The 22,237-nt window shown below is 73.5% G+C and carries 20 protein-coding genes and 1 riboswitch; of the genes, 10 read left to right on the top strand and 10 right to left on the bottom strand.

From position 1 onward, the window contains the following. Positions 1-163: 163 nt before the first annotated feature. Complete coding sequence (locus Q2K16_RS30595; RefSeq protein ID WP_302741918.1) at positions 164-802, bottom strand: TetR/AcrR family transcriptional regulator; 639 nt, start codon at positions 800-802, stop codon at positions 164-166. Positions 803-980: 178 nt separating this feature from the next. Here Q2K16_RS30595 and Q2K16_RS30590 point away from each other — a divergent pair, with 178 nt between their 5' ends. From Q2K16_RS30590 to Q2K16_RS30575, 4 genes are all read left to right on the top strand, one after another. After that, positions 981-1,874, top strand: a complete 894-nt coding sequence (locus tag Q2K16_RS30590; protein WP_302741916.1) for an ABC transporter permease — start codon at positions 981-983, stop codon at positions 1,872-1,874. Then, complete coding sequence (locus Q2K16_RS30585; protein ID WP_302741914.1) at positions 1,867-2,685, top strand: ABC transporter ATP-binding protein; 819 nt, start codon at positions 1,867-1,869, stop codon at positions 2,683-2,685. Before Q2K16_RS30590 ends, Q2K16_RS30585 begins: the two co-directional genes overlap by 8 nt. 171 nt (positions 2,686-2,856) lie before the next feature. Continuing rightward, a complete protein-coding gene (locus Q2K16_RS30580) occupies positions 2,857-4,365 on the top strand; it encodes a bifunctional cytidylyltransferase/SDR family oxidoreductase (RefSeq protein WP_302741913.1) in 1,509 nt (502 codons plus the stop codon). Positions 4,366-4,388: 23 nt separating this feature from the next. Next, positions 4,389-6,116, top strand: a complete 1,728-nt coding sequence (locus Q2K16_RS30575; RefSeq protein ID WP_302741912.1) for a CDP-glycerol glycerophosphotransferase family protein — start codon at positions 4,389-4,391, stop codon at positions 6,114-6,116. Between the two features lie 55 nt (positions 6,117-6,171). Here the strand turns inward: Q2K16_RS30575 and Q2K16_RS30570 are convergent, their stop codons facing one another. From Q2K16_RS30570 to Q2K16_RS30555, 4 genes are all read right to left on the bottom strand, one after another. After that, positions 6,172-7,008 (bottom strand): C39 family peptidase, encoded by an 837-nt coding sequence (locus Q2K16_RS30570; protein ID WP_302746671.1) that lies wholly within the window; start codon positions 7,006-7,008, stop codon positions 6,172-6,174. Positions 7,009-7,283: 275 nt separating this feature from the next. Beyond that, positions 7,284-7,428: riboswitch (cyclic di-AMP (ydaO/yuaA leader) on the bottom strand. A 497-nt stretch (positions 7,429-7,925) separates the two neighbouring features. Beyond that, the gene (locus tag Q2K16_RS30565) at positions 7,926-8,684 is read right to left on the bottom strand and encodes a hypothetical protein (protein WP_302741910.1); all 759 of its coding nucleotides are present in this window, start codon (positions 8,682-8,684) and stop codon (positions 7,926-7,928) included. Positions 8,685-8,821: 137 nt separating this feature from the next. Next, on the bottom strand, positions 8,822-9,217 hold the full coding sequence (locus tag Q2K16_RS30560) for a hypothetical protein (protein ID WP_302741909.1): 396 nt from the start codon (positions 9,215-9,217) through the stop codon (positions 8,822-8,824). A gap of 211 nt (positions 9,218-9,428) precedes the next feature. Further along, positions 9,429-10,655 (bottom strand): acyltransferase family protein, encoded by a 1,227-nt coding sequence (locus tag Q2K16_RS30555; protein ID WP_302741907.1) that lies wholly within the window; start codon positions 10,653-10,655, stop codon positions 9,429-9,431. A 182-nt stretch (positions 10,656-10,837) separates the two neighbouring features. Here Q2K16_RS30555 and Q2K16_RS30550 point away from each other — a divergent pair, with 182 nt between their 5' ends. The 3 genes from Q2K16_RS30550 (at position 10,838) to pseI (ending at position 14,485) form a co-directional block, all read left to right on the top strand. After that, positions 10,838-12,163: a polysaccharide pyruvyl transferase family protein gene (locus Q2K16_RS30550; protein ID WP_302741905.1), complete on the top strand. Its 1,326-nt coding sequence runs from the start codon at positions 10,838-10,840 to the stop codon at positions 12,161-12,163. An 89-nt stretch (positions 12,164-12,252) separates the two neighbouring features. Beyond that, the gene (locus tag Q2K16_RS30545) at positions 12,253-13,371 is read left to right on the top strand and encodes a glycosyltransferase family 2 protein (protein ID WP_302741904.1); all 1,119 of its coding nucleotides are present in this window, start codon (positions 12,253-12,255) and stop codon (positions 13,369-13,371) included. A 64-nt stretch (positions 13,372-13,435) separates the two neighbouring features. Continuing rightward, positions 13,436-14,485, top strand: a complete 1,050-nt coding sequence (pseI, locus tag Q2K16_RS30540; RefSeq protein WP_302741903.1) for a pseudaminic acid synthase — start codon at positions 13,436-13,438, stop codon at positions 14,483-14,485. 44 nt (positions 14,486-14,529) lie between these two features. Here the strand turns inward: pseI and Q2K16_RS30535 are convergent, their stop codons facing one another. From Q2K16_RS30535 to Q2K16_RS30520, 4 genes are read right to left on the bottom strand one after another with little or no spacing between them, the layout of a single operon-like run. Continuing rightward, positions 14,530-14,964 (bottom strand): hypothetical protein, encoded by a 435-nt coding sequence (locus tag Q2K16_RS30535; protein ID WP_302741901.1) that lies wholly within the window; start codon positions 14,962-14,964, stop codon positions 14,530-14,532. 28 nt (positions 14,965-14,992) lie between these two features. Beyond that, positions 14,993-15,739, bottom strand: a complete 747-nt coding sequence (locus Q2K16_RS30530) for an SDR family NAD(P)-dependent oxidoreductase (protein ID WP_302741900.1) — start codon at positions 15,737-15,739, stop codon at positions 14,993-14,995. Continuing rightward, complete coding sequence (locus Q2K16_RS30525; RefSeq protein WP_302741899.1) at positions 15,732-16,994, bottom strand: AMP-binding protein; 1,263 nt, start codon at positions 16,992-16,994, stop codon at positions 15,732-15,734. Before Q2K16_RS30525 ends, Q2K16_RS30530 begins: the two co-directional genes overlap by 8 nt. Further along, entirely contained in the window at positions 16,991-17,242 is a 252-nt protein-coding gene (locus Q2K16_RS30520) for an acyl carrier protein (RefSeq protein WP_302741897.1), read from the bottom strand. The genes Q2K16_RS30525 and Q2K16_RS30520 overlap by 4 nt, the downstream gene beginning before the upstream one ends. A gap of 89 nt (positions 17,243-17,331) precedes the next feature. On the opposite strand from Q2K16_RS30520, the gene Q2K16_RS30515 reads away from it, so the two are divergent. Beyond that, positions 17,332-17,844, top strand: a complete 513-nt coding sequence (locus Q2K16_RS30515; RefSeq protein ID WP_302741895.1) for a GNAT family N-acetyltransferase — start codon at positions 17,332-17,334, stop codon at positions 17,842-17,844. 106 nt (positions 17,845-17,950) lie between these two features. On the opposite strand, the gene Q2K16_RS30510 is transcribed toward Q2K16_RS30515, so the two are convergent. Then, on the bottom strand, positions 17,951-19,741 hold the full coding sequence (locus Q2K16_RS30510; RefSeq protein WP_302741894.1) for a hypothetical protein: 1,791 nt from the start codon (positions 19,739-19,741) through the stop codon (positions 17,951-17,953). Positions 19,742-20,087: 346 nt separating this feature from the next. On the opposite strand from Q2K16_RS30510, the gene pseB reads away from it, so the two are divergent. After that, entirely contained in the window at positions 20,088-21,071 is a 984-nt protein-coding gene (gene pseB, locus Q2K16_RS30505; protein WP_302741893.1) for a UDP-N-acetylglucosamine 4,6-dehydratase (inverting), read from the top strand. Beyond that, positions 21,068-22,225, top strand: a complete 1,158-nt coding sequence (locus Q2K16_RS30500) for a DegT/DnrJ/EryC1/StrS family aminotransferase (RefSeq protein WP_302741891.1) — start codon at positions 21,068-21,070, stop codon at positions 22,223-22,225. Before pseB ends, Q2K16_RS30500 begins: the two co-directional genes overlap by 4 nt. Positions 22,226-22,237 lie beyond the last annotated feature (12 nt).

Here is a 22,237-nt window from a genome sequence, read left to right as displayed (position 1 = left end):
CGTCCTTGTCGTCGTACGGGCACGGTACGCGAGAGTCGTACGGCCGGCGGGCGGCGGACGGTCGCCCCGCTCCGGTCCGGAAAGCAGGGTAACCGCAACCACCTCCGGTCGATGGCCGGTGGGCGGCGTGGCGGTGTCCCGGAGGAGGCCGGGCGGGGGCCGGTCAACCGGACACCGGCGCCTCCCGCTGACGGGGCACCGTGCCGTTCGCGGTCAGCCCGGTCGCCACCGACTCCACCAGCAGCTCCAGGTAGCTCGGGGTGAGCGGGGTCCGCGCGATGGCCAGCCGCCAGTACAGCGGGCCGACGATCAGGTCGACGGCCGCGTCGGCGTCGGTGTCGGCGGGCAGTTCGCCGCGTTGCACCGCCAGGCCGATCAACCGGCCGCCGATCTCCTGCTGCTTGGCCCGCAGGAGCTGCTGGAGGGTGGCGTCGATGGTCGGGTTGCGGGCCGCCTCGGCGAGCAGGTCGGGGATGATCTGCGAGGCCAGCGGGTGGCTGAGCGCGTGGGCGATCACCTGGAACAGCAGCGTCAGGTCGCCGCGTAGGCTGCCGGTGTCCAGCGCCGGTAGTTTGTTGCCGGCGGCGGCCACCACGGTCTCGATCACCAGGTCGAGTTTCGAGTTCCACCGCCGGTAGATCGCGGTCTTGCTCACCCCGGCCCGGCGGGCCACCGCCTCGATGGAGAGCCGCCCGTATCCGACCGCGGCGAGTTCCTGCGTCAGGGCACGGCGGATGGCCCTGGTGATGTCGCCCCGCAGCACCGCGGCGCCGGCCGGCGTACGCCTCTTGTCGCTGGTCATCGGGGACTCTTCGCACCTGTCACGGGGGCCAATGTAGCGCAACGACGGTACGGTTGCGTCCCGACGTGTTTTGGACTACCGTCCACGCAGCGACGAGGCTGCCCCGGCACCGCGCCGACCCACGGATCCCCTTCGTCGCGCGCATCCCGTTGGTACGAAAGATCGGAGCGCCCTTCCCATGGCCACCACCGCGCTGGTCGACCCCGAAACGGGCCTGACCCAGGCGCAGCTGGCCGCTCGGCACGGACTACGGGTCGCCGGTGAGCGCCCGTCCCTGACCGAGTACAGCCGCAGACTGTGGGCCTACCGGCACTTCACCGCCGCGTACGCCAACGCCAAACTGGTCGCTTCGTACAGCAACGCCAAGCTGGGCCAGATCTGGCAGGTGCTCACCCCGCTGACCAACGCCGCCGTCTACTACCTGATCTTCGGCGTGGTGCTCGGGCAGAACACCATTCCGAACTTCATCGCGTACCTGACCACCGGGTTGTTCATCTTCAACTTCACCCAGAGCGCGGTGCTGGCCGGCACCCAGTCGATCAGCGGCAACCTGGGGCTGATCCGGGCGCTGCACTTCCCCCGGGCCTGCCTGCCGCTGGCCGCCACGCTCACCCAGTTCCAGCAACTGCTGGCCTCGATGATCGTGCTGGTCGGCATCGTCCTGGTGACCGGCGAGCCGATCACCCTGGCATGGTTGATGCTGCCCCCGGCGCTGCTGCTCCAGGCGCTGTTCAACGCCGGGGTCGTGATGGTCGTCGCCCGGATGGGCTCCAAGGCCAGCGACCTCAAGCAGGTCATGCCGTTCATCCTGCGCACCTGGATGTACGGCTCCGGCGTGCTCTACAGCGTCAAGCTGTTCGACCGGCTGCCCGAGTGGGCCTCGACGATCATCCAGTTCAACCCGATCCTGGTCTACATCGAGCTGGCCCGGTACGCCCTGCTGGAGCAGGCGCCGCTGCTCAACGAGTCGGTGACCCAACTCTGGCTGGTGGCGGTCGGCTGGGCGGTGCTGGGCGGCATCGCCGGGTACGTCTACTTCTGGCGCGGCGAACAGGAGTACGGCCGTGGATGACCGGTACGAGACGTCCAACGACGTCACCGTGACCCTGCCCCGGATCGTCGAGCGGATCCCCACCGTGGTGGTCGACGACGCGCACGTGATCTACCGCGTGCACAAGGGCGCCGGGGGTGGGACCACACCGGTGGCCGCGCTGCGCCGGCTGGTCAAGCGCTCCTCCGCGCCCAACGTCCAGGAGGTGCACGCGGTCAAGGGGGTGTCGTTCACCGCCTACCGGGGTGAGGCGATCGGCCTGATCGGCAGCAACGGCTCCGGCAAATCGACCCTGCTGCGGACCATCGCCGGACTACTCCCGGTCAACCGGGGCGCGGTCTACACCCAGGGCCAACCCTCCCTGCTCGGGGTGAACGCCGCCCTGCTCAACGACCTGTCGGGCGAGCGGAACGTCACGCTGGGCTGCCTGGCGATGGGCATGCAGCCCGACGACGTGGCCCGGATGGCCCCGGAGATCATCGAGTTCTCCGGCATCAACCAGCGCGGCGACTTCGCCAGCCTGCCGATGCGGACGTACTCCTCGGGCATGGCGGCCCGGCTGCGGTTCTCCATCGCCGCCGCCAAGAAGCACGACGTGCTGCTGATCGACGAGGCACTCGCCACCGGCGACAAGGGTTTCCGCAAGCGCAGCGAGCAGCGGGTCCGGGAACTGCGCGAGGGGGCCGGCACGGTCTTCCTGGTCAGCCACCAACTCTCCTCGGTGCGGGACACCTGCGAACGGACCATCTGGTTGGAGTCGGGGCTGATCCGGATGGACGGGCCCACCGACGAGGTGATCCGGGCGTACGAGGCATTCGCCAACGGCAAGTAGTATTCCGGGCGCGCGTACCGCGTCGGTTCGACGCCCGGCGGACCGCGTCGTCCCGTTGGGGCGGCGCGGTCCGCGCGTTAAGGTTCATCCCGTCGCCACGCTGGCGCAATCTTCCGTTCAGGGTGAACCCCCGGGACGCGTGCAGACATCCCCCGAGAGTGAGGATCGGCAATGACGCAGGACCACACCACTGGCCCGGACGCCACACCGGAGACCCCGGCACCGTGGCGGCCCTCGCGGACGGTGGCGGTGGTGCTGGCCGGAGGCACCGGGACCCGGCTGGGCCTGGGCATCCCGAAGCAGTTGCTGAAGATCGCCGGCAAGCCGATCATCGAGCACACCCTGGCCGTCTTCGAGGCCGCCCCGGAGATCGACGAGATCATCGTGCTGATGGCCACCGGTCACGTCGCCGACGCCCAGCAGATCGTCGACAAGGCCGGCTTCCGCAAGGTCAGCAAGGTCATCGAGGGCGGCGAGACCCGCAACGCCACCACCCGGATCGCGCTGGACGCGGTCGGCGACGGCGACGTCAACATCCTCTTCCACGACGCGGTCCGCCCGCTGGTCAGCGCCCGGATCGTCCGCGAGTGCGTGAACGCGCTGTGGAGCTACTCCGCCGTCGACGTGGCCATCCCCTCGGCCGACACGATCATCCAGGTCGACGAGGACGAGTGCATCACCGACATCCCGGTCCGGTCCCGGCTGCGCCGGGGGCAGACCCCGCAGGCGTTCCGCTCGGGCACCATCCGGGAGGCGTACCGGCGGGCCGAGGGCGACCCGGACTTCGCCGCCACCGACGACTGCGGCGTGGTGCTGCGCTATTTGCCCGGCACCCCGATCAAGGTGATCGACGGGTCGGACGAGAACATCAAGGTCACCCACCCGGTCGACGTGCACCTCGCCGACAAGCTGTTCCAGCTCGCCGCCGCCCAGGCCCCCCGGCTGTCGCACCGCAGCTACAGCGAGGAGCTGGCCGGGCGCACGATCGTCATCCTCGGCGGCAGCTACGGCATCGGGCACGACCTGGCCGAGCTGGCCCGGGGCTACGGCGCGCAGGTCTTCCCGTTCAGCCGTTCCAGCACCGGCACCCACGTCGAGCAGACCGGCGACGTCGAGGCCGCGCTGAAGACCGCCTTCGAGGCCACCGGCCGGATCGACCACGTGGTGGTCACCGCCGGCATCCTGGAGAAGGGCGCGCTGGCCGAGATGGACGAGGAGACCATGGACCGGGTGCTCCAGGTCAACTTCGTCGGGCCGGTGATCGCCGCCCGGCAGTCCCTGCCGTACCTCCAGCAGACCAAGGGTCAGCTGCTGCTCTACACGTCCAGCTCGTACACCCGGGGCCGGGCCCAGTACGCGCTCTACTCGTCGACGAAGGCGGCGCTGGTCAACCTGACCCAGGCGCTGTCCGACGAGTGGGCCGAGTACGGCGTCCGGGTCAACTGCATCAACCCGGAGCGCACCGCCACCCCGATGCGTACCAAGGCGTTCGGTGAGGAGCCGGAGCACACCCTGCTGGCCGCCGAGACGGTCGCCCAGTCCTCGCTCGACGTGCTGATCTCCGACCTCACCGGCCAGGTGATCGACGTCCGGCGGGCCCCCGGCGAGGCGGCCCCGGTGCCGGCCCAGCCGACCACGGCCGAGCAGGACCGGCTGCCCAGCGGCGTCGACGCCGGCTGACCCGACCCCCGGAGACGTACGACATGCGTGGTGACCTGGTCAGGAAACTGATCGCACGGTGCCTGACCACCGGCCTGGCCGTGGTCGCCTTCCTGGTGGTGGCGCTCACCGGCGCGACCGGCTGGGGGCTGGCCCTGGCGGTGGCCGCGCTGGCCGCCGCCGGCTACGAACGCCGGGTCCGCCCCGACGCCGACATCGTCGCCGAGACGGTGCTGCTGGCCGCCGGCATCCTGGTCGGCCACGCCCGCCGGCTCGACGACGGGTTCGACCCGGTGCTGGCGCTGACCGCGCTGGTACTGCTGGGCCTCGTGCTGCTGGTGGGGCCGCTGCGCGACGCCGGCAACCTGGAGATCCGGGCGGCGAACCTACCGGTGCGGGCGTGGACCCCGCTGGTCGCCGCCCGCCTCGACGGCATCCTGCTGGGGCTGCTCGCGGTGGTGGCGGTGGCCGCCGCGTTCGCCCTGCCCGCCGTGGTCGCGTTGGCCGTCGTGCTGGTGGTCGCGGCCGGCTGCGGTGCGGTCGGCCTGGACCTGGCCCGGCGGCGGTTCCGGCCGTCGGCCGGGGGCGGCCCGGTGACCCGGGCGCTGCGCGCGCACCAGCCGGAGTTCCTGCTCTACTTCTCCGCCCCGCCCGGCTCGGAGTACCAGGTCACCATGTGGCTGCCCTACCTGGAGCGGCTCGGCCGGCCGTTCCTGGTGCTGCTGCGGGAGCCGGAGTTCCTGCCCACGATCGCCGCCGCGACGAGCGCCCCGGTGGTCTACTGCCCCACTCTCAAGGCGATGGACGAGGCGCTGGTGCCCAGCCTGCGGGTGGCGTTCTACGTCAACCACGGGGCCAAGAACAGCCACTGCATCCGGTTCACCCAGCTCACCCACGTGCAGCTGCACCACGGCGACAGCGACAAGGCCCCCAGCGCCAACCCGGTCTCGGCCATCTTCGACAAGATCTTCGTGGCCGGTCCGGCGGCGATCGAGCGGTACGCGCGGGCCGGCGTGGAGATCCCCGCCGAGAAGTTCGTCGTGGTCGGCCGTCCGCAGGTCGAAGCCATCGAGGTACGCCGGGAGGCCCGCCCGCCGGCCGCCCCGACCGTGCTCTACACCCCCACCTGGACCGGCCACCACGCCGACGCCAACTACTGTTCGCTGCCGGTGGCCGAGCCGCTGCTGCGCCGGCTGCTCGACCGGGGCGCCACGGTGATCCTGCGGGCCCACCCGTACACCGGGCAGAACCCGACCTCGGCCCGGCAGTTGGCCCGGCTCACCGAACTGCTCGCCGCCGACCGGACCCGTACCGGCCGGCAGCATTTGTGGGGTGCGGCGGCCAGCCGCGAGCTGAGCCTGACCGACTGCGTCAACCGCTCCGACGCGCTGGTCTCCGACGTCTCCGGGGTCATCTCCGACTACCTCTACTCCGGCAAGCCGTACGCGGTGACCGACCTGGGCGTCGACGGCGACGAGTTCCTGAGCCGTTTTCCGCTGGCCCGCTCCGGTTACGTGCTGCGCCGGGACATGGCCAACCTCGACGAGGTGCTGACCGGGCTGCTGGACACCGATCCGCTGGCGGCGGCCCGGTGGGACACCCGCCGCCGCTACCTGGGCGACTTCTCCGCCGACGCGTACGCCGACGGTTTCCTCGACGCGGCCCGCCGGGAGCTGGAGCCGGGCTGGACCCCGCCGGCCCCCCGGGCCGACGCCTATTGGGGCGATGTTGCGGTATCCGAGTCCGCTGACACCGCTACATCGGCCCCATGACGTGCACCGCCCCGGCCGCCCGTGCTCGGGCGGCCGGGGCGGGTGGGGTGGTCGGTCAGGCGGAGTAGCCCCGGGTGGCGATCCAGTTCGCCAGGGTGGTCACGCTGACCCAGTAGGCGGGCAGGGACGGGTCGGCCGAGTCGGCGATCCGCACGGTACGGCCGTTGTCCCGGTAGCCCACGGCGGCGACGTAGTGGCCGCCGGGGAAGGAGTGCCAGCCGCCGTCGAGGTCGGTGGCGTCCCCGGCCACGTTCGCGACAACGGCCCGCTTGTCGGTGACCGCCGCGACCACGTCGGCCCGGAGCCGCTCGACCTGCGCGTCGCTCGGGGTCCCGGCGAACATCCGGGTCCGGTACGGGTCGCCCTTGACCACGGCGTTGAGCACCCGGGTGGTGTCCTCGGCCGAGTTGGTGCCCATCTCGGTGGTGCCCAACTGGGCGGCGAGGGTGTCCTGGCCGCGCTCGATGCCGGCCGCGCTGAGCGCGTTGCGCACCGCCGCCGGGCCGCAGTAGTAGTAGGTGATCTGGGCCTGGTAGTCGTAGCGCAGGACCTTCGACGACGGGGGCTTCGGGGCCGCCTTGCGGGTCAGGTCCGGGTCGGCGGTGGCGCGGACCTTGGCCCGGGTGACGCGCGGCGACGGGGTGGGGCTGGTCGAGGGGGTGGCCGACGGGCTGGCCGGGGCGGGGGTGGCCACCCGGGCCTGGGCGCGGCTGGCGACGTCGTCGAGGCGGGGGGCGGTCTCGGCCACGGCGGTGGCGCGCTCGTCGGTCGGGGCGTCGTCGACCCCGGCGGCCAGGGCGGTGCCACCGGCGGCCAGGACGAGGAGCGCCGCCGAGCCGACGACCATCCGGTACGGGCGCTGGGCGCCCAGTCGGCGGAGCTGTCGCTTCATGTGGTGTTTCACGGGGTGTTCCTCCACGGGGCGAGGAGGCGGCCGGGCACGCCGGACCGGCACGCGGCGGGCACGCCACGCGCGGATCGGGTGTTCAGCCGCTCGTTCGGCAGGGACCGCCCGGCGGGAGCCGGACGGATCGGCGGGTCGCCCGACAGGGGTCGGGCGCAGGGGTGGACGGCCGGCTCAGCGCGTCAGGCGCGACGGTCCGGCGGCACCCCGGCACCGAGGTGGAGGGTTTACCGAGGGGGTGGGGTCATACTGCACGAGGATGGAACTCCTTCCGCTGCCGCCGACCGGGTTAGCTGACGGATTCGGGCGGGAAGATCGCCCTACCCCGGGCCGTGGCCCGGAGATTCACCCCAGGTGGTGCGTGTGGGTCCCCGGTTCGTGACCAGCACGATTGAGCGGGTCGGTGCGGCGTCGCCTCCTGCGATCGGAAACCGCACCGGACCGCAGCGACACTACTGGTCGCCCTTCGCTCCCGCCAAGCCCTTTGACCTGCGTAAACATCGTCGGACCGGCTTCCTTCCGGGGCACTCGGGCAGCGAGGGCCAGCTCCGGGGACGAAGCGTCGTCGGACCCCGGCGGGGCGACAACCGGACGACCCGGCCGCGACCTCCGATGATCATCGAAGTCGATGTGATGGCCTGTGACCGCCTGTCCGATTCGCCCCAGCCGTGACGCCCCCCACACCGGGCTGAGTAACAATTCGACCCCCGAGACGCCGGCCAGCGCGGCCCCGGGGTCCAAGGGGAGGAGCACCGCCCGCAACGGGGCCGAAGTCGCGGGGTCAACGCGGGGCGGACACCGCCACGTGCGCGTCATTGTGTCGATCATCCCGGGCAGGCCAGGCCGGGGCCGACCGAGAGCGATCCGAGCCTCGTCCGGCCCGGGAGCGGGAGGTCGTGGGCTGGTCAGCCGACCCGGGCCGGGTGCCAGCGGGTGGCCGGGGTCGGGCGGGTCGCCGCCGTCGCGGTGCGGGGCAGCGGGATCCGGCCCGGCCGCACCCGCTGGGTCGCCGCGTACGCCTCGGTGGCCAGGGAGCGGGCGGCCTCGGCGGCCAGCTCGGCGTCCCGCCACGCGACGCGTTCCCGCCAGGCCGCCGCCCGGTACGCCGCTCGCCGGTCCTCCCGGACCGCCCGGGCGAGCATCACCTCGTGCTCGACGGGGTGCCGGCGCGGGTCCCAGCCGTCGCGGTGCGCGAAGACGTCCCGCAGCCGCTCCACCGTCAGTTCGCCCCGCCAGTGCGCCGCCACCGCCTCCTGGTGCAGCCACCGTTCCCGGCCCGCGTACTCGGCAGGTGTCCGGGGGGTACGGGGGCTGGGCAGCGCCCCCGCGCCGGTGAACCGCCGGGCAGCCGTCTCCGCCTCGTCGTACGCCTGCCATGCCCGGTCCAGGGTGTCCTGGGCGGCCAGCCAGGCGGCCCGGCGACGGCGGGCGGTCTGGGCGGCCCCGGCGGCGGCGACGGCCACCTCTCCGGCGTAGCGGCGCAGGTCGGCGACCGGGGGTGGGGCGTCCGGCGGCGGCACGACGGCGGTGACGTCGGTCGACTGGTCCCGCTCGGGGCGGGCGACCAGGACGGCGAGGCCGGTCAGCGCGAGGACGAGCAGCAGGGACCAGATCGCGGTGGCGGTCGGCACCCCGGTCAGGAACTGGGAGAGCACGGTGTTCACGGGTCGACACCTCGCGGGCGGAATGTGGTGGTCGGGGCCGTACCGGGGCGGAACCGTCGCGGAGCGCCGTCCGGGCGGTACGGGGACGAGGTCGTGGCTGTAGTGGTGGCGGGGCGGGTGGGCCCGCAGGGGCGGGTTCAGCCAGCCGGGGGTGCCCGGGGACCGGCGACGGCGGGCACCCGACCGCTCGGTGTCACCAGAGTGGCGGCCGGAAGCTCCCGGGCCACACCGGCCGGCTCGGCGGACATCCCGGCGTCGGCCCGGTCGGTTGCCAGCACGTCGACCCGATCGGTCCCCCGGTCGTCGGCGCGGATGCCGTCGCCCCGGCCGAACGGGGTGTCGAGGGCCACGGCGGCGGGGAAGGAGTGCGACGTGTCGGCGGGCAGTGCGGTCGGGGCCGGGTCGAACAGCGCGGGGCCGGACAGCGCCGGGCCGGCGGCGGCGAACGCGAGTGCCACGGCGAGGCCGGCGAGCAGCCGGGACATCCCGCGCGCGACCCACCACAGGGGACTGGTGGGCGCGACCGGGAACACGTGACCACGCTACCGCCGCGCCGACCGGCCCGCAGCACCCCCGGGCGTGTCGCCGCGCCGGTCGCGCAGGGCGGCAGGTCCCGGCCCGGCGGGGCGACGGACCAGGCCCGGCATCCACCGTGGAGGGAGCCCCGCCGCCCGTGCCCCACCCGGCACCGTCGCCTGGGCCGGCCGGGCACAGGGCCGGGCCGGCAGGGCCGGGCCGGCAGGGTCAGTGCGGGTCGCGCGGTCCCGCGTACTCGACGGGGCGGCCGTCGCGCGGCCCGCCGTCGGCCCCCCTCGGCCCCGGCACGACTGCCGTCCCGCCGGCACCCGGAGCACCGGCGGCAGCGGCAGGATCAGCGTCGGGGGTGGCCGGGGTGGTGCGGCGACTGGGGGCGAGGCGGCGCATCATCGGGGTCTCCACGAAGCGGTGCAGCGCGGCGGCCAGCACCAGGTTCACCACCAGGAAGCCGAGCACGGCCAGCGGCCCCGACCAGCCGGGCAGCCCCACGCCCAGGTGCCCGGTGAGCCGCAGCACGGTCACCATCACCAGCACGTGCACCAGGTAGAAGGCGAACGACACCTCACCGAGCCAGATCAGGGTGCGGTGCCGCCACGGTGACCGGCGGCCCTGCACGTCGGCCCGGGCCGCCGCCGGGATGACCAGGATGTACGCCACCGACAGCAGCGCCGCCCACATCTCGGCCGGGATCCAGTGCGCCGCCACCCAGACGACCACGAAGAGCGCGCTGGCCAGGGGCAGCCCGGGGCCCCGCCAGTGGCCACGGCGCAGCAGCTCGGCGGCGGCGACGCCCAGCCAGAACTCGGTGGAGCGGACCAGCGGGAAGACCTGCGTGAACCACCAGTTGCTGCCCTCGGGCAGCAGTTGCTGGCCGGGCCAGAGCGCCAGGATCACCAGCGGCACCGCCGCCACCACGGCCCAGAGCAGGCCGGACCGGGCGCGCCGGATCGCCGGCAGCGCCAGCGGCAGGCAGAGGTAGAAGAACAGCTCGCAGGAGAGCGACCAGCTCACGTTGTTGATGCTGTAGAAGTAGCCGGGGGTGGGGTCCCACGCCTGGACGAGGAAGAGGTTCTCCAGCGCGGCGCGCGGGACCACCGGGTCGGCGAACCACCACATCACCAGCAGCGCCACCGCCCAGGTCAGCACGTGGTTGGGATAGATCTTGGCGAGCCGGCGTCGCCAGAAGTCCCGCCGCCGGTCGCCGTCGCGGGCCGACCAGACCAGCACGAAGCCACTGAGGATGAAGAAGAACTGCACCCCGGACAGGCCCAGGGTGAACAGCCAGTCGACCACCGCCTTGGCGTCGGGCTGGGCGACGATCCGCATGGTGCCGACGTGGTAGCCGAAGACCAGCATGGCGGCGATCCAGCGCAGCCCGGTCAGCGACGGCAGCCGGTTCAGCGCCGGGGACGCGGTGGTGGGCACGCTGGTCACCCGGGGCACCCTACCGGCACGCCCCGTCCCCGGCGACGGGCCGGGGTGGTGCGGATGTGCGGAAGGTGTACGAAATCCCTCCACTGCCCTAACATCGCGGGACCTGTCGGTGTCGGCGTACCCGTGGGGCAGGTCGGGCGGCCCGTCGGAGGCGCCAGGCCAACGAGGAACGGAGCGAAGTGGTGCACCAGCGGATCCTGATGCGGGCGAAGAAGGACCCGTTCGACGTACGCGGCCCGGAGGAGGCGTACGAGGGGAACTGGATCGGGGAGAACAACGGCAACCTGGTCTTCAGTCACGCCGCGCACAAGCTGCTGCGCACCTCCACCGCACGGATCACGTCGACCGAGTTCAAGGTCGACCTGCGCGACGCCGACCGGATCAACGAGCAGTACGACGTGTACGTCATTCCGCTGGCCAACGCGTTCCGGCGCAGCTACGCCCACCGCATCGAGCTGATGACGAAGCTGGTCGAGCGGCTGCGCATCCCGGTGGTGGTGTTCGGGGTCGGCGTACAGACCGACGTGCACGGCGACCGGGAGTACCTGCGTCCGATCGACGACGTGGTCAGCCGGTTCGTGCGGGCGGCGCTGGAGCGGGGGCCGAGCATCGGCGTACGCGGGGAGATCACCGCGCAGTACCTGAACACGTTGGGCTTCTCCGCCGTCGACGTGATCGGCTGCCCGTCGATGTTCCTGCACGGCGACCAACTCCGGGTGGAGAAGTCCGCGCCGGCCCTGACGACCGACGCCCGGGTGGCGCTGACCGTCTCCCCGTACGTCAAGTCGATGGCGAAGATCATCGCCTCGCACCAGGCCCGCTACCCCAACCTGCGTTACCTGCCGCAGGACCTCAAGACGCTTGGCACCCTGCTCTACGGCGACGCCCCGCAGGACCGGGGCAAGACCAGCGCCATCCCGATCCACACCTCGCACCCGCTGTTCACCGAGGACAAGGTGCGGATGTTCCTCGACCCGTGGACCTGGATGGACTACCTCGCCGGTTTCGACTTCGCCTTCGGCACCCGCATCCACGGCACCATCACCGCGCTGGTCGCCGGCACCCCCGGCTACCTGTTCGCGCACGACTCGCGCACCCTGGAACTGGCCCGCTACTTCGACATCCCGCACCGGCTGATGCCTGACGTGCCGGCCGACGTGGACGCCGCGCAGCTCTACGCCGAGGCCGACTACACCGGCCTGAACACCGGGCACCGGGCCCGTTACGAGGTGATGCGCGCCTTCCTCGCCCGGCACGACCTGGGCAACGCGTTCGACGACGGCGACAGCGCGGCCCGCTTCGACGCGCAGGTCCGCGAGACGGTGTTCCCGCCGGCGGTCCGACCCGCCTCGGCCAGTTCACCCGAGGAACTGCTGGCCCGCATCCAGTGGCTGCGCGACCGCAACGCGGCGCTCGGCGACGACGTACGGGAACTGCGTGACCAGCGGCTGCGGGCCCGGGTGCGGCGCGCGGTCCCCGCACCGGTACGGCGGATGCTGAACCGTTAACCTGCCGCTCGGCCGCTGTTCAGCAGCTCCATCTCCACCGGATACGTCACGTTCCGTGGCCGTCCATACCCGTGCACCAGGGTGGCGGGGTGGTCATCCAGCCCGCGCCCACCCCGCTGCTCAGCGTCGTCGTCCCGGTCCACGGGGTGGAGGCGTATCTGCACCAGTGCCTCGACTCGGTGCGCACGGACGTGCCGGCCGACGCGGCGGGCGCGGTCGAGATCGTCGCCGTCGACGACGCCTCGCCGGACCGGTGCGGGGAGCTGCTGCGCGCGTACGCGGCCCGGCATCCCGGGGTACGCACGGTGCACCTGACCCGCAACGTCGGGTTGGGTCCGGCCCGCAACGCCGGCCTGGACGTGGCGACCGGCGAATACGTCTGGTTCGTCGACAGCGACGACTGGTTGCCGCCGGGCACGGTCACGGCGGTGCTGGACCGGCTCCGGGCGCACCGCCCCGACGTGCTGATGCTCGACCACCTGCGGGTCCGCGACGACGGCCGGCGGGAGGTGGACGCGAGCAGTCACCTGCTGCGCGGCATCCCCGGGGTGGTCCGGCTGGCCGACCGTCCCGGGCTGCTGCGGGTACAGCACACCGCGTGGAACAAGGTGGTCCGCCGGGCGTACCTGCACGCGTTGGAGCTGCGTTTCCACCCCGGCTGGTACGAGGACATCCCGTTCAGCAACCCGCTGCTGATCGGCGCGGAGCGGATCTCCGTGCTGGACCGGGTCTGCTACCTCTACCGGCAGGGCCGGCAGGGTGCGATCACCTCCACCCGCAGCGGTCGCCACTTCGACGCCTTCGACCAGTACGACAGGCTGTTCGACTGGGTCGCCCGCCGGTACCCGGACGAGCGGCTGCGCGGTGAGCTGTTCGCCCTGATGGTCAACCACATGCTGGTGGTGGTCGGCAACGACGGCCGGCTCCACCCGCACCTGCGCCGGGAGTTCTTCCACCGGGTCGCCGCGCACTACCGCCGGCACCTGCCGCCGGGCGGCTACCCCCGGCCGGGCGGGGCGGCCGGGCTCAAGCACCGGCTGGTCGGTCGGGACAACTACCTCGCGTACGCGGTGCTGCGCCAGGCGCACCGGCTGGCGGGGTGGCTGCGCCGCCCGGCCGCCACGCCGGAACCGGTGCCGACGGCCGTCGGGCCGGCCCACCACTCCCCCGCCGACCGCGACGCGCTGGCGGGTCGCGGCAGCCGGTGACCCGCCGTCGGGGTCGGCGGCGGCCGGGGTACGAGCAACGAGCACAGGGAACAGGGGTCTGGGGATGACGACAGTGAAGATCGGGCCGCACCTGGTGGGGGCCGGGGAGCAGCCGTTCGTGGTGGCGGAGATGTCCGGCAACCACAACGGCGACCTGGGCCGGGCGCTGGCGATCGTGGACGCGGTGGCGGCCAGCGGGGCGCACGCGCTGAAGTTGCAGACGTACCGGCCGGACACCATCACCATCGACGTGGACACCCGGGCGTTCCGCATCTCCGGCGGGCACGAGCTGTGGGGCGGGCAGAACCTCTACCGGCTCTACGAGCGGGCCCACACCCCGTACGAGTGGCACGGGCCGATCTTCGAACGGGCCCGGGAGCGGGGGCTGACCGTGTTCTCGTCCCCGTTCGACCCGTCGGCGGTGGCGCTGCTGGAGGGGCTGGACGTCCCGGCGTACAAGATCGCCTCGTCGGAGCTGGTCGACCTGCCGCTGATCCGGCTGGTCGCGGGCACCGGCAAGCCGCTTGTCATCTCCACAGGCATGGCCACGCTCGCCGAGATCGACGCCGCGGTGCGCACCGCCCGCGACGGCGGGGCCGGCGGCATCGTGCTGTTGGCCTGCACCGCCGCCTACCCGGCCCCACCTGCCGACAGCAACCTGCGCCGGATTCCGGTGCTGGCCGACGCGTTCGGGGTGCCGGTCGGCCTGTCCGACCACACGCCCGGCATCGGGGTGCCGGTGGCCTCGGTGGCCCTGGGCGCCTGCTTCATCGAGAAGCACGTCACCCTCGACCGGGCCGACGGTGGCGTCGACTCCGACTTCTCGCTGCACCCCGACGAGTTGGCCGCCCTGGTGGTGGAGTCGGCGCGGGCGCACGCGGCGCTCGGCGGCACCGCCGTCGGGCCGACCCCGGCCGAGCGGGAGGGGCTACGGTTCCGCCGTTCCCTGTTCGTGGTGGCCGACGTCCGGGCCGGCGACGAGGTGACCGCCGCGAACGTCCGCTCGATCCGCCCGGCCGGCGGCCTGCCCCCGGTGGAGATCGACCGCGTCCTCGGCCGCACCTTCACCACCGACGTCCCCCGGGGCACCCCACTGAGCTGGGACCTCGTCTGACACCGCCCGTCCCGCACCGGGCCGCCGCGCGGGGCGGGGCGCGTTCAGGGGGCGAAGGCCACCGTGACCACCAGGTCGGCCAGGCGCAGGGTGCGCCACACCGCGCGGGTGTGCGGGGGTACGGCCAGCCCGTGCCGCCGCCACCAGGCCGCCACCGGCACCTCGGCCAGCTTGCACAGGCTCTCCGCCCGGGTCCAGCGGGCCCAGAAGTCGGCCGGGCCGAAGCGCGCGGCCAACGCGGGCGGGACCTCGGCGGTGGCCCGTTCGGCGTCGATCGCCACCCGCCAGCCGGGGGCGGCCGGCCCGTACCAGCCGACGCAGCGCCCGTCGTCGAGGTGACTGCGGGTGACCGCGTACCGCAGCTCGTCGGGGGTGCCGACGCGCAGGTGCCGTTCGGCGGCACCGAGCAGCGCCGGCACCGGCCGCAGCCCGCTGTTACCGGCCGGCCGGGCCGGGTGGGCCAGCGGCGGCCCTGCCACCCGCAGGCCCCCCGACCCGGCCCCGAGGTCAGATCGAGGCGGCACCGTCGACCACGATCACCTGGCCGTTGATGTTGGTGTGCGCGCACAGCAACATCCGCACCACCGGGACCACCTCGGCCGGTTCGGTCAACTGGCCGGTGGGGGTGCGACGGACGATCTGGTCGAGCTGGGTGCTGCCCAGCACGGCGGACATCTCCGAGGCGAAGAAGCCCGGCGCGACGGCGTTGACAAGCATCCGTCCGCCCAGCTCGCGGGCCAGCGAGCGGGTCGCCGCCTCCATCCCGCCCTTGGTTGCCGAGTACGCGACCAGGCCGGGGAAGCCGCGCTGGGCGCAGACCGAGGTGACGTTGACGATCCGCCCGCGCCGGCCCTGGCCGAGCATCCGCCGGGCCACCAGGCGGGTGAGCTGCAACGGCGCGGTCAGGTTGGTCTCGACGATCCGGGCGATGTCGGCGGTGGCGGTGTGGGTGTGCATCGAGTCCTGCCCGACGGCGGCGTTGTTGACCAGGCCGTCGACCGGGCCGAACCGTGCCTCGACCTCCCGGAGGAACCGCTGGGCCGCCGCGAGGTCGGTGACGTCCACCGCGCCGACGTGCACCCGGTCGGGGTGCCCGTCGGCCAGCTTCTCCAGCTCGGGGGTGACGGTACGGGCGAACGCGGCCACGGTGAGGCCGGCGTCGAGCAGGTCGGTGACGATGGCCAGGCCCAGCCCCCGGGACCCGCCGGAGACGAGGACCACGGTGCTGGCGGGAACGGGCGGGGAGTCAGACATCGCTCTTCAGGGTCTCCTTGACGGGGATCTCGGTCAGCAGGCGGATGCGCCGGGGCACCGCGTACTCGGGGAGCCGGTCGGCGCACCAGCGCACCAGCGCACTCTCGTCGGGCGGGGACGGCCCGTCCGGCTGCCCGGTGTCGCCCGGCGCGGCGGTGGGGACGACCTCGGCGACCACCATCCGGCCGAGCACCGGCGCGCGACGACCGATGACCCGGGCCCAGGCGACCCCGGGGTGGGCGGTGAGCACGGCGCGGACCAGCCCGGCGGAGACCTTGCTGCCGCCGACGTTGATCTCGTCGGAGTCCAGCCGACCGGTGATCACCACCCGGTCGTCGACCACCTGCGCCCGGTCACCGGTGCGGACCGGCCCGTCGAGGCCGGCACCGTGGTGCGGTGAGGTGATCACCAGTTCGTCGTCACGCAGGGAGAGGGTGGGTCGGCCCGGGGTCACCCGGTCGAGCCAGCCGACCGGGAACCCGGCCCGCCCGTCGTGCACCACGATCGACGCGCCGACCTCGGAGGAGGCGTAGATCCAGGAGATCCGGGCGGTCGGGAAGAGCGCCCGGAGCCGGTCCAGGACGGCCTGGTCGACCGGTTCGCCGCCGAGGGTGAGCTGGCGCAGCGGCACCCGGGCCAACGCCTGCGGATCGCGGTGCAGGGTGCGCCGCCAGAAGGTCGGGGTGCCGGATACGGCGTCGACGCCGTGCGCGGCGGCGGTCGCCGGCCAGTCGTCCAACTCGTCCGGGTCGACCACCACGAGGTGCTGACCGGGCTGGGTCAGCGACAGGGTGACCAGCTGCCACCAGGCGTAGCTGCCGGGGACGTACGGGCAGAGCCAGGTCCGTTCCGGCTGCGCCGACCGTACGGTGGTCAACGAGTCGAGGGTGTGCCCGACCCGCTTGGGCCGCCCCGTCGACCCGGAGGTGAGCAGCCAGAGCCGACCCGCCTCGGGTGCCCGGGGGACGGCCGGCGGCACGGTCCGCGGCACGCCTGCGGTGAGCACGGTGACGGCGAACCCGGCGGCGCGCAGCTCGTCCCGCATCGTCGCGTCGACCCGGGTGGGGGCGGCGAGCAGCAGTTCGGTGCCGTCGACGGCGTGCCGCCGGGCGACGGCCAGCGCGTCGGCGGCCCCGGCGGCGAGGACCACGCCGGGGGACGGCAGCGCCGGGGCGGGCAGGTCCCGCCAGCTCCGGGCCACCCCGGCGACGACGACCCGGTTGTCCAGCCCGGCCGGCGAGGTCGCGACGGTCACTGCCGCTGGAGTTCGGCGAGGAAGTCGAGGACGTCGCCGACGGTGGCGATGCGGCGCAGGCCGGGGGCGTCGAAGTTCAGCTCCTCGCCGGTGGCGTCCTCGACCCGTAGGGCCAGCTCCGAGAAGTCCAGCGACCGGAAGCCGATCTCCCGCAGGTCGGTGGAGTCGTCGTCGGGCAGCACCCGGCCCTGGTTACGCACCACCTGCGTCATGAGGTCGCGAATCTGCGCGCGACTCAATTCTTTCATGCGCCGGAGTGTACAGCCCGACAATTACCCGGCCCCTTTACCCGGGTAGGGTCCGCAGGGGTCCACCGGATGAACACAAAGGGGTACGGGTGTTGCGCGAGGCCACTACGGACGACGTTAACCTGATGTTGTCCTGGCGTAATCAGGAAACCAACCGGCAGGTCAGCAAGACCAGTCACGAGATCACCGCCGCCGAGCACGCGGCGTGGTGGTCGCGGGTGCGCACCGACCCGACCCGCCAGGTGTTGATCTATCTGCACGACGACCGGCCGGCCGGCGTGGTGACCTTTTTCGACCTGCGCCCGGACGGGCCGCAACGCACCGCTTCCTGGGGTTTCTACCTGGACGCCGACGGGCTGGCCGAGCGGGGGGCGACGCTGCCCGCCTGGCTGGGCGTGATGCGGGCGGCGGTGGACCACGCCTTCGACGTGCTCACGCTGGACCGGCTCGACGGCGAGGTGCTGGCGGACAACACGGTCGTACGGCAGATGAACCGACGGTTCCGGTTCGTCGAGGGCACCGGTCGACGCGAGACGCACGACGGCCGGGAAATCACCGTCGTCCCCATTTCCCTGAGCCGGGGCAACCGTCGTCGCCGCTGATTTCCCCGATTGTCCGGCGACCATTAACCGGCCCGCCACCCGTCGTTAACCGAATTGCACGGCCGACGCCCGGCGGGGCGGTTCCCGCCACGGCGCGGCGACGGGATCAGACACGCCGCCAGGCGGCCCAGTGCTGCTGCGGGTTGCCGCCGAGGCGGACGAAGCCGTACCGGGTGCCGTCCCAGTCGTCCGGCCCGCCGGGCGCCCACCGGACGAACACCACGTCGGCGTCGGCCGGCGGGTCGTCCCCGAACCACCGCACGTCCGCCCAGGTGACCTGGTGACTGAGGTTGAACCGGAGCACCCACTGCACGCCGAGCGACGCCCAGACCCGGTCGCCGGGGCGTACCCCCAGGTCGACCACCCGGGGGGTGGGCGCGGTCGCCGCGACCACCGGCCGGACCAGCCGGGCGGTGATCACCTGCATGGTGCCGAGGTTCACCGCCACCAACGCGGCGAGCACCGGCACCCGCCACCGGGGCAGCCGCAGGGCGGCGACCAGCAGCAGGCAGCCGGCCACCCCGACGGCCGCCCCGGTGAACGGCCGGAACTCCCGCCAGCCACCGGTGAGCGCCATCAGGTCCGGCGCACCGAACCCGCCGTAGCGCAGCTCGTGTCCCCGGCTGGCGACCCAGGCCAGCCGGGCGGCGATCAGGGTCGCGCCGGCCAGCAGCAGGCCCACCGCGACCGCCGCCCGCCGCCACCGCTGCCGGGGCGTCGCGGTCACCAGCGTCCCCACCCCGAGCAGCAGCCAGAACGGGGCGAGCATCTGCACGTACCGGCCGTAGATGGCGTCCAGCGGCTTGCCGGTGATGCCGGCCAGGATCACCGACGCGCCGGCCGCCACCCCCACGCTGGTCACCAGCGCCACCCCGACCGTCCACCGGGTCGCCCCGACCTCATCCGCCGGGCCAGCGGCGGGCGGCGGGGGCGCGGCGGGGGCGTGCCCCGGCGTCGCGGCGGGGGTGGGGCGGAGCAGGAGGCGGACGGCCCCGGCCCAGGCGACGCCGGCCAGCCCGAAGGTGATGACCACCAGGTACCAGAGCTGGGTGGCGACCGCCGCGCCGACCCGCAGCAGCCCCGGCCCGGAGGCGACCGCCCGGACGGTGCCGCCGCCTGGCGGGTCGCCCAGCAGGTAGACCCGGTCGCCGAGCAACCGGATGACCACCTCGTTGAGCAGCGCCAGCGCCAGCACCGGCAGCACTGCGGCGAGCACCTGCGCCGGGCTGACCCGTCGCCGCAGGAACAGCAGCAGCACCAGTCCGGCGTGCACGCCCACGATCACCAGGCCCCGGGAGTGCAGCAGGTGGAACGCCCCGACCAGGGCGCCGGCCCCGGCGGCGGCCAGCGGGCCGGGCCGGCGCACCCAGTGGTGCACGGCCAGCAGCCAGGCCAGCACCAGCGGCGCGAGCACCGCGTCGATCATCGCCACCCCGGCGTAGAACACCGTCGCCGGCAGGGTGGCCGCGACCGCGGCGGCGGCCAGGGCGACCGCCGGGCGTACCGGCACCAGCCGGCGCAGCAGCAGGTACGAAAGCGGCAGCACCGTCGCGTTGACCGCCGCGTTGACCAACTGCACCAGTCGGTAGCTGTCGGCGAAGTCCCGCTCCCCGAGGAACGCCGGGGAGATCAGCAGCGGGTAGCCGACCCGGCGCAACGGCCCGTTCTCGCTGCTGAAGCCGCCCGGCCCGCCGGCCAGCGCGCGGGCGGTGTGCAGGTAGCTGTCCTCGTCGGTGTGGGCGATGGGCAGCGGCACGTGCCGGGACAACCACATCCGCCAGCCGACGCCCAGCAGCCAGCCCACCACCAGCAGCACCGGCACCAGTCGACGGCGTCGGCCGGCCGGCTGCCCGGCCGGGTCGGCGACCCGGTGTCTCACCTCGGTGACGGCCACCATGCGTCGCCTCCTGCCTCGTCGGGGCACCCCCGTCGGCCCGCCCGGGACGCGCGACGGTCCCGGCCCGCAGGCCGGGCCGGTGGGGGCGGTGCCCGGCCGTGGGTGCCGGATGCGCCTGCGGCGGGTACCCGCCGACCGCGCCGGGCCACTGTAGTCAGCGACGTACCCGCTGGTCAGCCGGCAGCGGCGGGGTCGGCAAGTGTTCGCCCGCCGGGGGGCCGGCATTCACCCGACCAGCGTGGGCGGTTAACCCGGGGGCGTCGGTGCGTTAACCCGGCCTGGCTAGCGTCCGTCCGGTCGCCTGGCCCGGAGCCTGCGGCGCAACCACGAGCTGGGGAGCACCAAATTGAGTGAGTTGAATGGGTCCTCCATTCTGGTCACCGGCGGGACGGGGTCCTTCGGGAAGACGTTCCTCCGGTACGTCCTCGACGTGGCCGACCCGGCCCGGGTGGTGGTGTTCTCCCGCGACGAACTCAAGCAGTACGAGCTGCGCCAGCAACTCGGCGACGACCCCCGGCTGCGCTGGTTCATCGGGGACATCCGGGACCGGCACCGGCTCACCCGGGCCATGCACGGCGTCGACCACGTGGTGCACGCCGCCGCCCTCAAGCAGGTGGACACCGCCGAGTACAACCCGTCGGAGTTCATCGCCACCAACATCACCGGCTCGCAGCACGTGGTCGACGCGGCCATCGAGGCCGGCGTCCGGAAGGTGATCGCGCTCTCCACCGACAAGGCGTCCAGCCCGATCAACCTGTACGGCGCGACCAAGCTCGTCGGCGACAAACTCTTCGTCTCGGCCAACCACTACGCCGCCCAGCACCCCACCCGGTTCGCCGTGGTCCGCTACGGCAACGTGGTCGGCAGCCGGGGCTCGGTGGTGCCGCTGTTCCGCCGGCTCGCCGCCGAGGGCAGGAGCCTGCCGATCACCGACAAGCGGATGACCAGGTTCTGGATCACCCTGGACCAGGCCGTGCAGTTCGTGCTGGACAGCTTCGACCAGATGCAGGGCGGTGAGCTGTTCGTGCCCCGCATCCCCAGCATGCGCGTCCTCGACCTGGTCGAGGCCGTCGCCCCGGACGCCACCACCCACGAGATCGGCATCCGGCCCGGCGAGAAGCTGCACGAGGAGATGATCGCCCCCGACGACAGCCGCCGGACGCTGCGCGCGAAGGACCGGTTCATCGTCCAGCCGACGATCGCCACCTGGGGCTACCGGCCGCCCGTCGACTGCGAGCCGGTGCCGGACGGCTTCGCCTACCAGTCCGACGGCAACGACGAGTGGTTGAGCGTCCCCCAGCTGCGCGACATGCTCGGCATCGCCGCATGACGGCGATGCTCCCGTACGGCCGGCAGTCGGTGACCGACGACGACGTCGCCGCCGTGGTCGCCACCCTGCGCAGCGACTGGCTCACCACCGGCCCGCAGGTCGACGCGTTCGAGGCCGACCTCGCGGGCTGGACCGGCGGGGCCGGCTGCGCGGCGGTCGCCAACGGCACCGCCGCCCTGCACGTCGCCTACGCGGCGGCCGGGGTGGGACCCGGCGACGAGGTGGTGGTGCCGCCGATGACGTTCGTGGCGACGGCCAGCAGCGCGGTCGCCCTCGGCGCGCGGATCGTCTTCGCCGACGTCGAGGAGGAGACGTTCACCCTGGACCCGGCGGCGGCCGCCGCCGCGACCACCGCCAGGACGAAGGTCGTCGCGGCAGTCGACTACGCCGGCCACCCGGCCGACTACGACGCCCTGCGCACCGCCCTGGCCGGCTCCGAGGCGCTGCTGCTGGCCGACGCGGCGCACTCCATCGGGGCCACCTACCGGGGCCGGCCGGTCGGGTCGCTGGCCGACCTGACCACCTTCTCGTTCTTCCCCACCAAGAACCTCACCACCGCCGAGGGCGGCGCGGTCGCCACCGCCGACCCGCAGCTGCTCGGGCGGGCCCGCCGGTTCCGCAACATCGGGCTGGTCCGGGAACGCGACGAGCTGCGCGCGCCGGACGAGGGCGGCTGGCACCAGGAGGTGCACTCCTTCGGGTTGAACTACCGGCTGCCCGACGTGCTCTGCGCGCTGGGCCGCAGCCAGCTGCGCCGGCTCGGCGACTTCCTGGCCGCCCGCGCCCGGCTGGTGGCCCGCTACGACGAGGCGCTGGCCGACCTGCCCGGGGTGCTCACCCCGACCCGCCGGTCGTGGGCCGCCCCCGCCTGGCACCTCTACCCGGTCCGGATCCTCGACGGCCGCCGCCGCGAGGTGTACGACCGGATGCGCGCCGCCGGCATCGGTGTGCAGGTCAACTACCTGCCGGTGCACTGGCACCCGGCCTTCGCCGACCTGGGCTACCGGCGCGGGTCCTGCCCGGTGGCCGAGGCGTTCTACGCCCAGCAGCTCTCCCTGCCGCTGTACCCGGGTCTCACCGACACCGACCAGGACCGGGTGATCGACGCGCTCGGCGCGGCGCTGCGCGGCGTCACCGCGCCCACCGCCGCCTGACCGGGGGAACCG

This window comes from Micromonospora cynarisoli (genome assembly GCF_030518815.1).
GTDB lineage: Bacteria > Actinomycetota > Actinomycetes > Mycobacteriales > Micromonosporaceae > Micromonospora > Micromonospora wenchangensis.
Note: the sequence above shows the minus strand (reverse complement) of the source record. Positions and strands in the feature narration are given on the sequence as shown.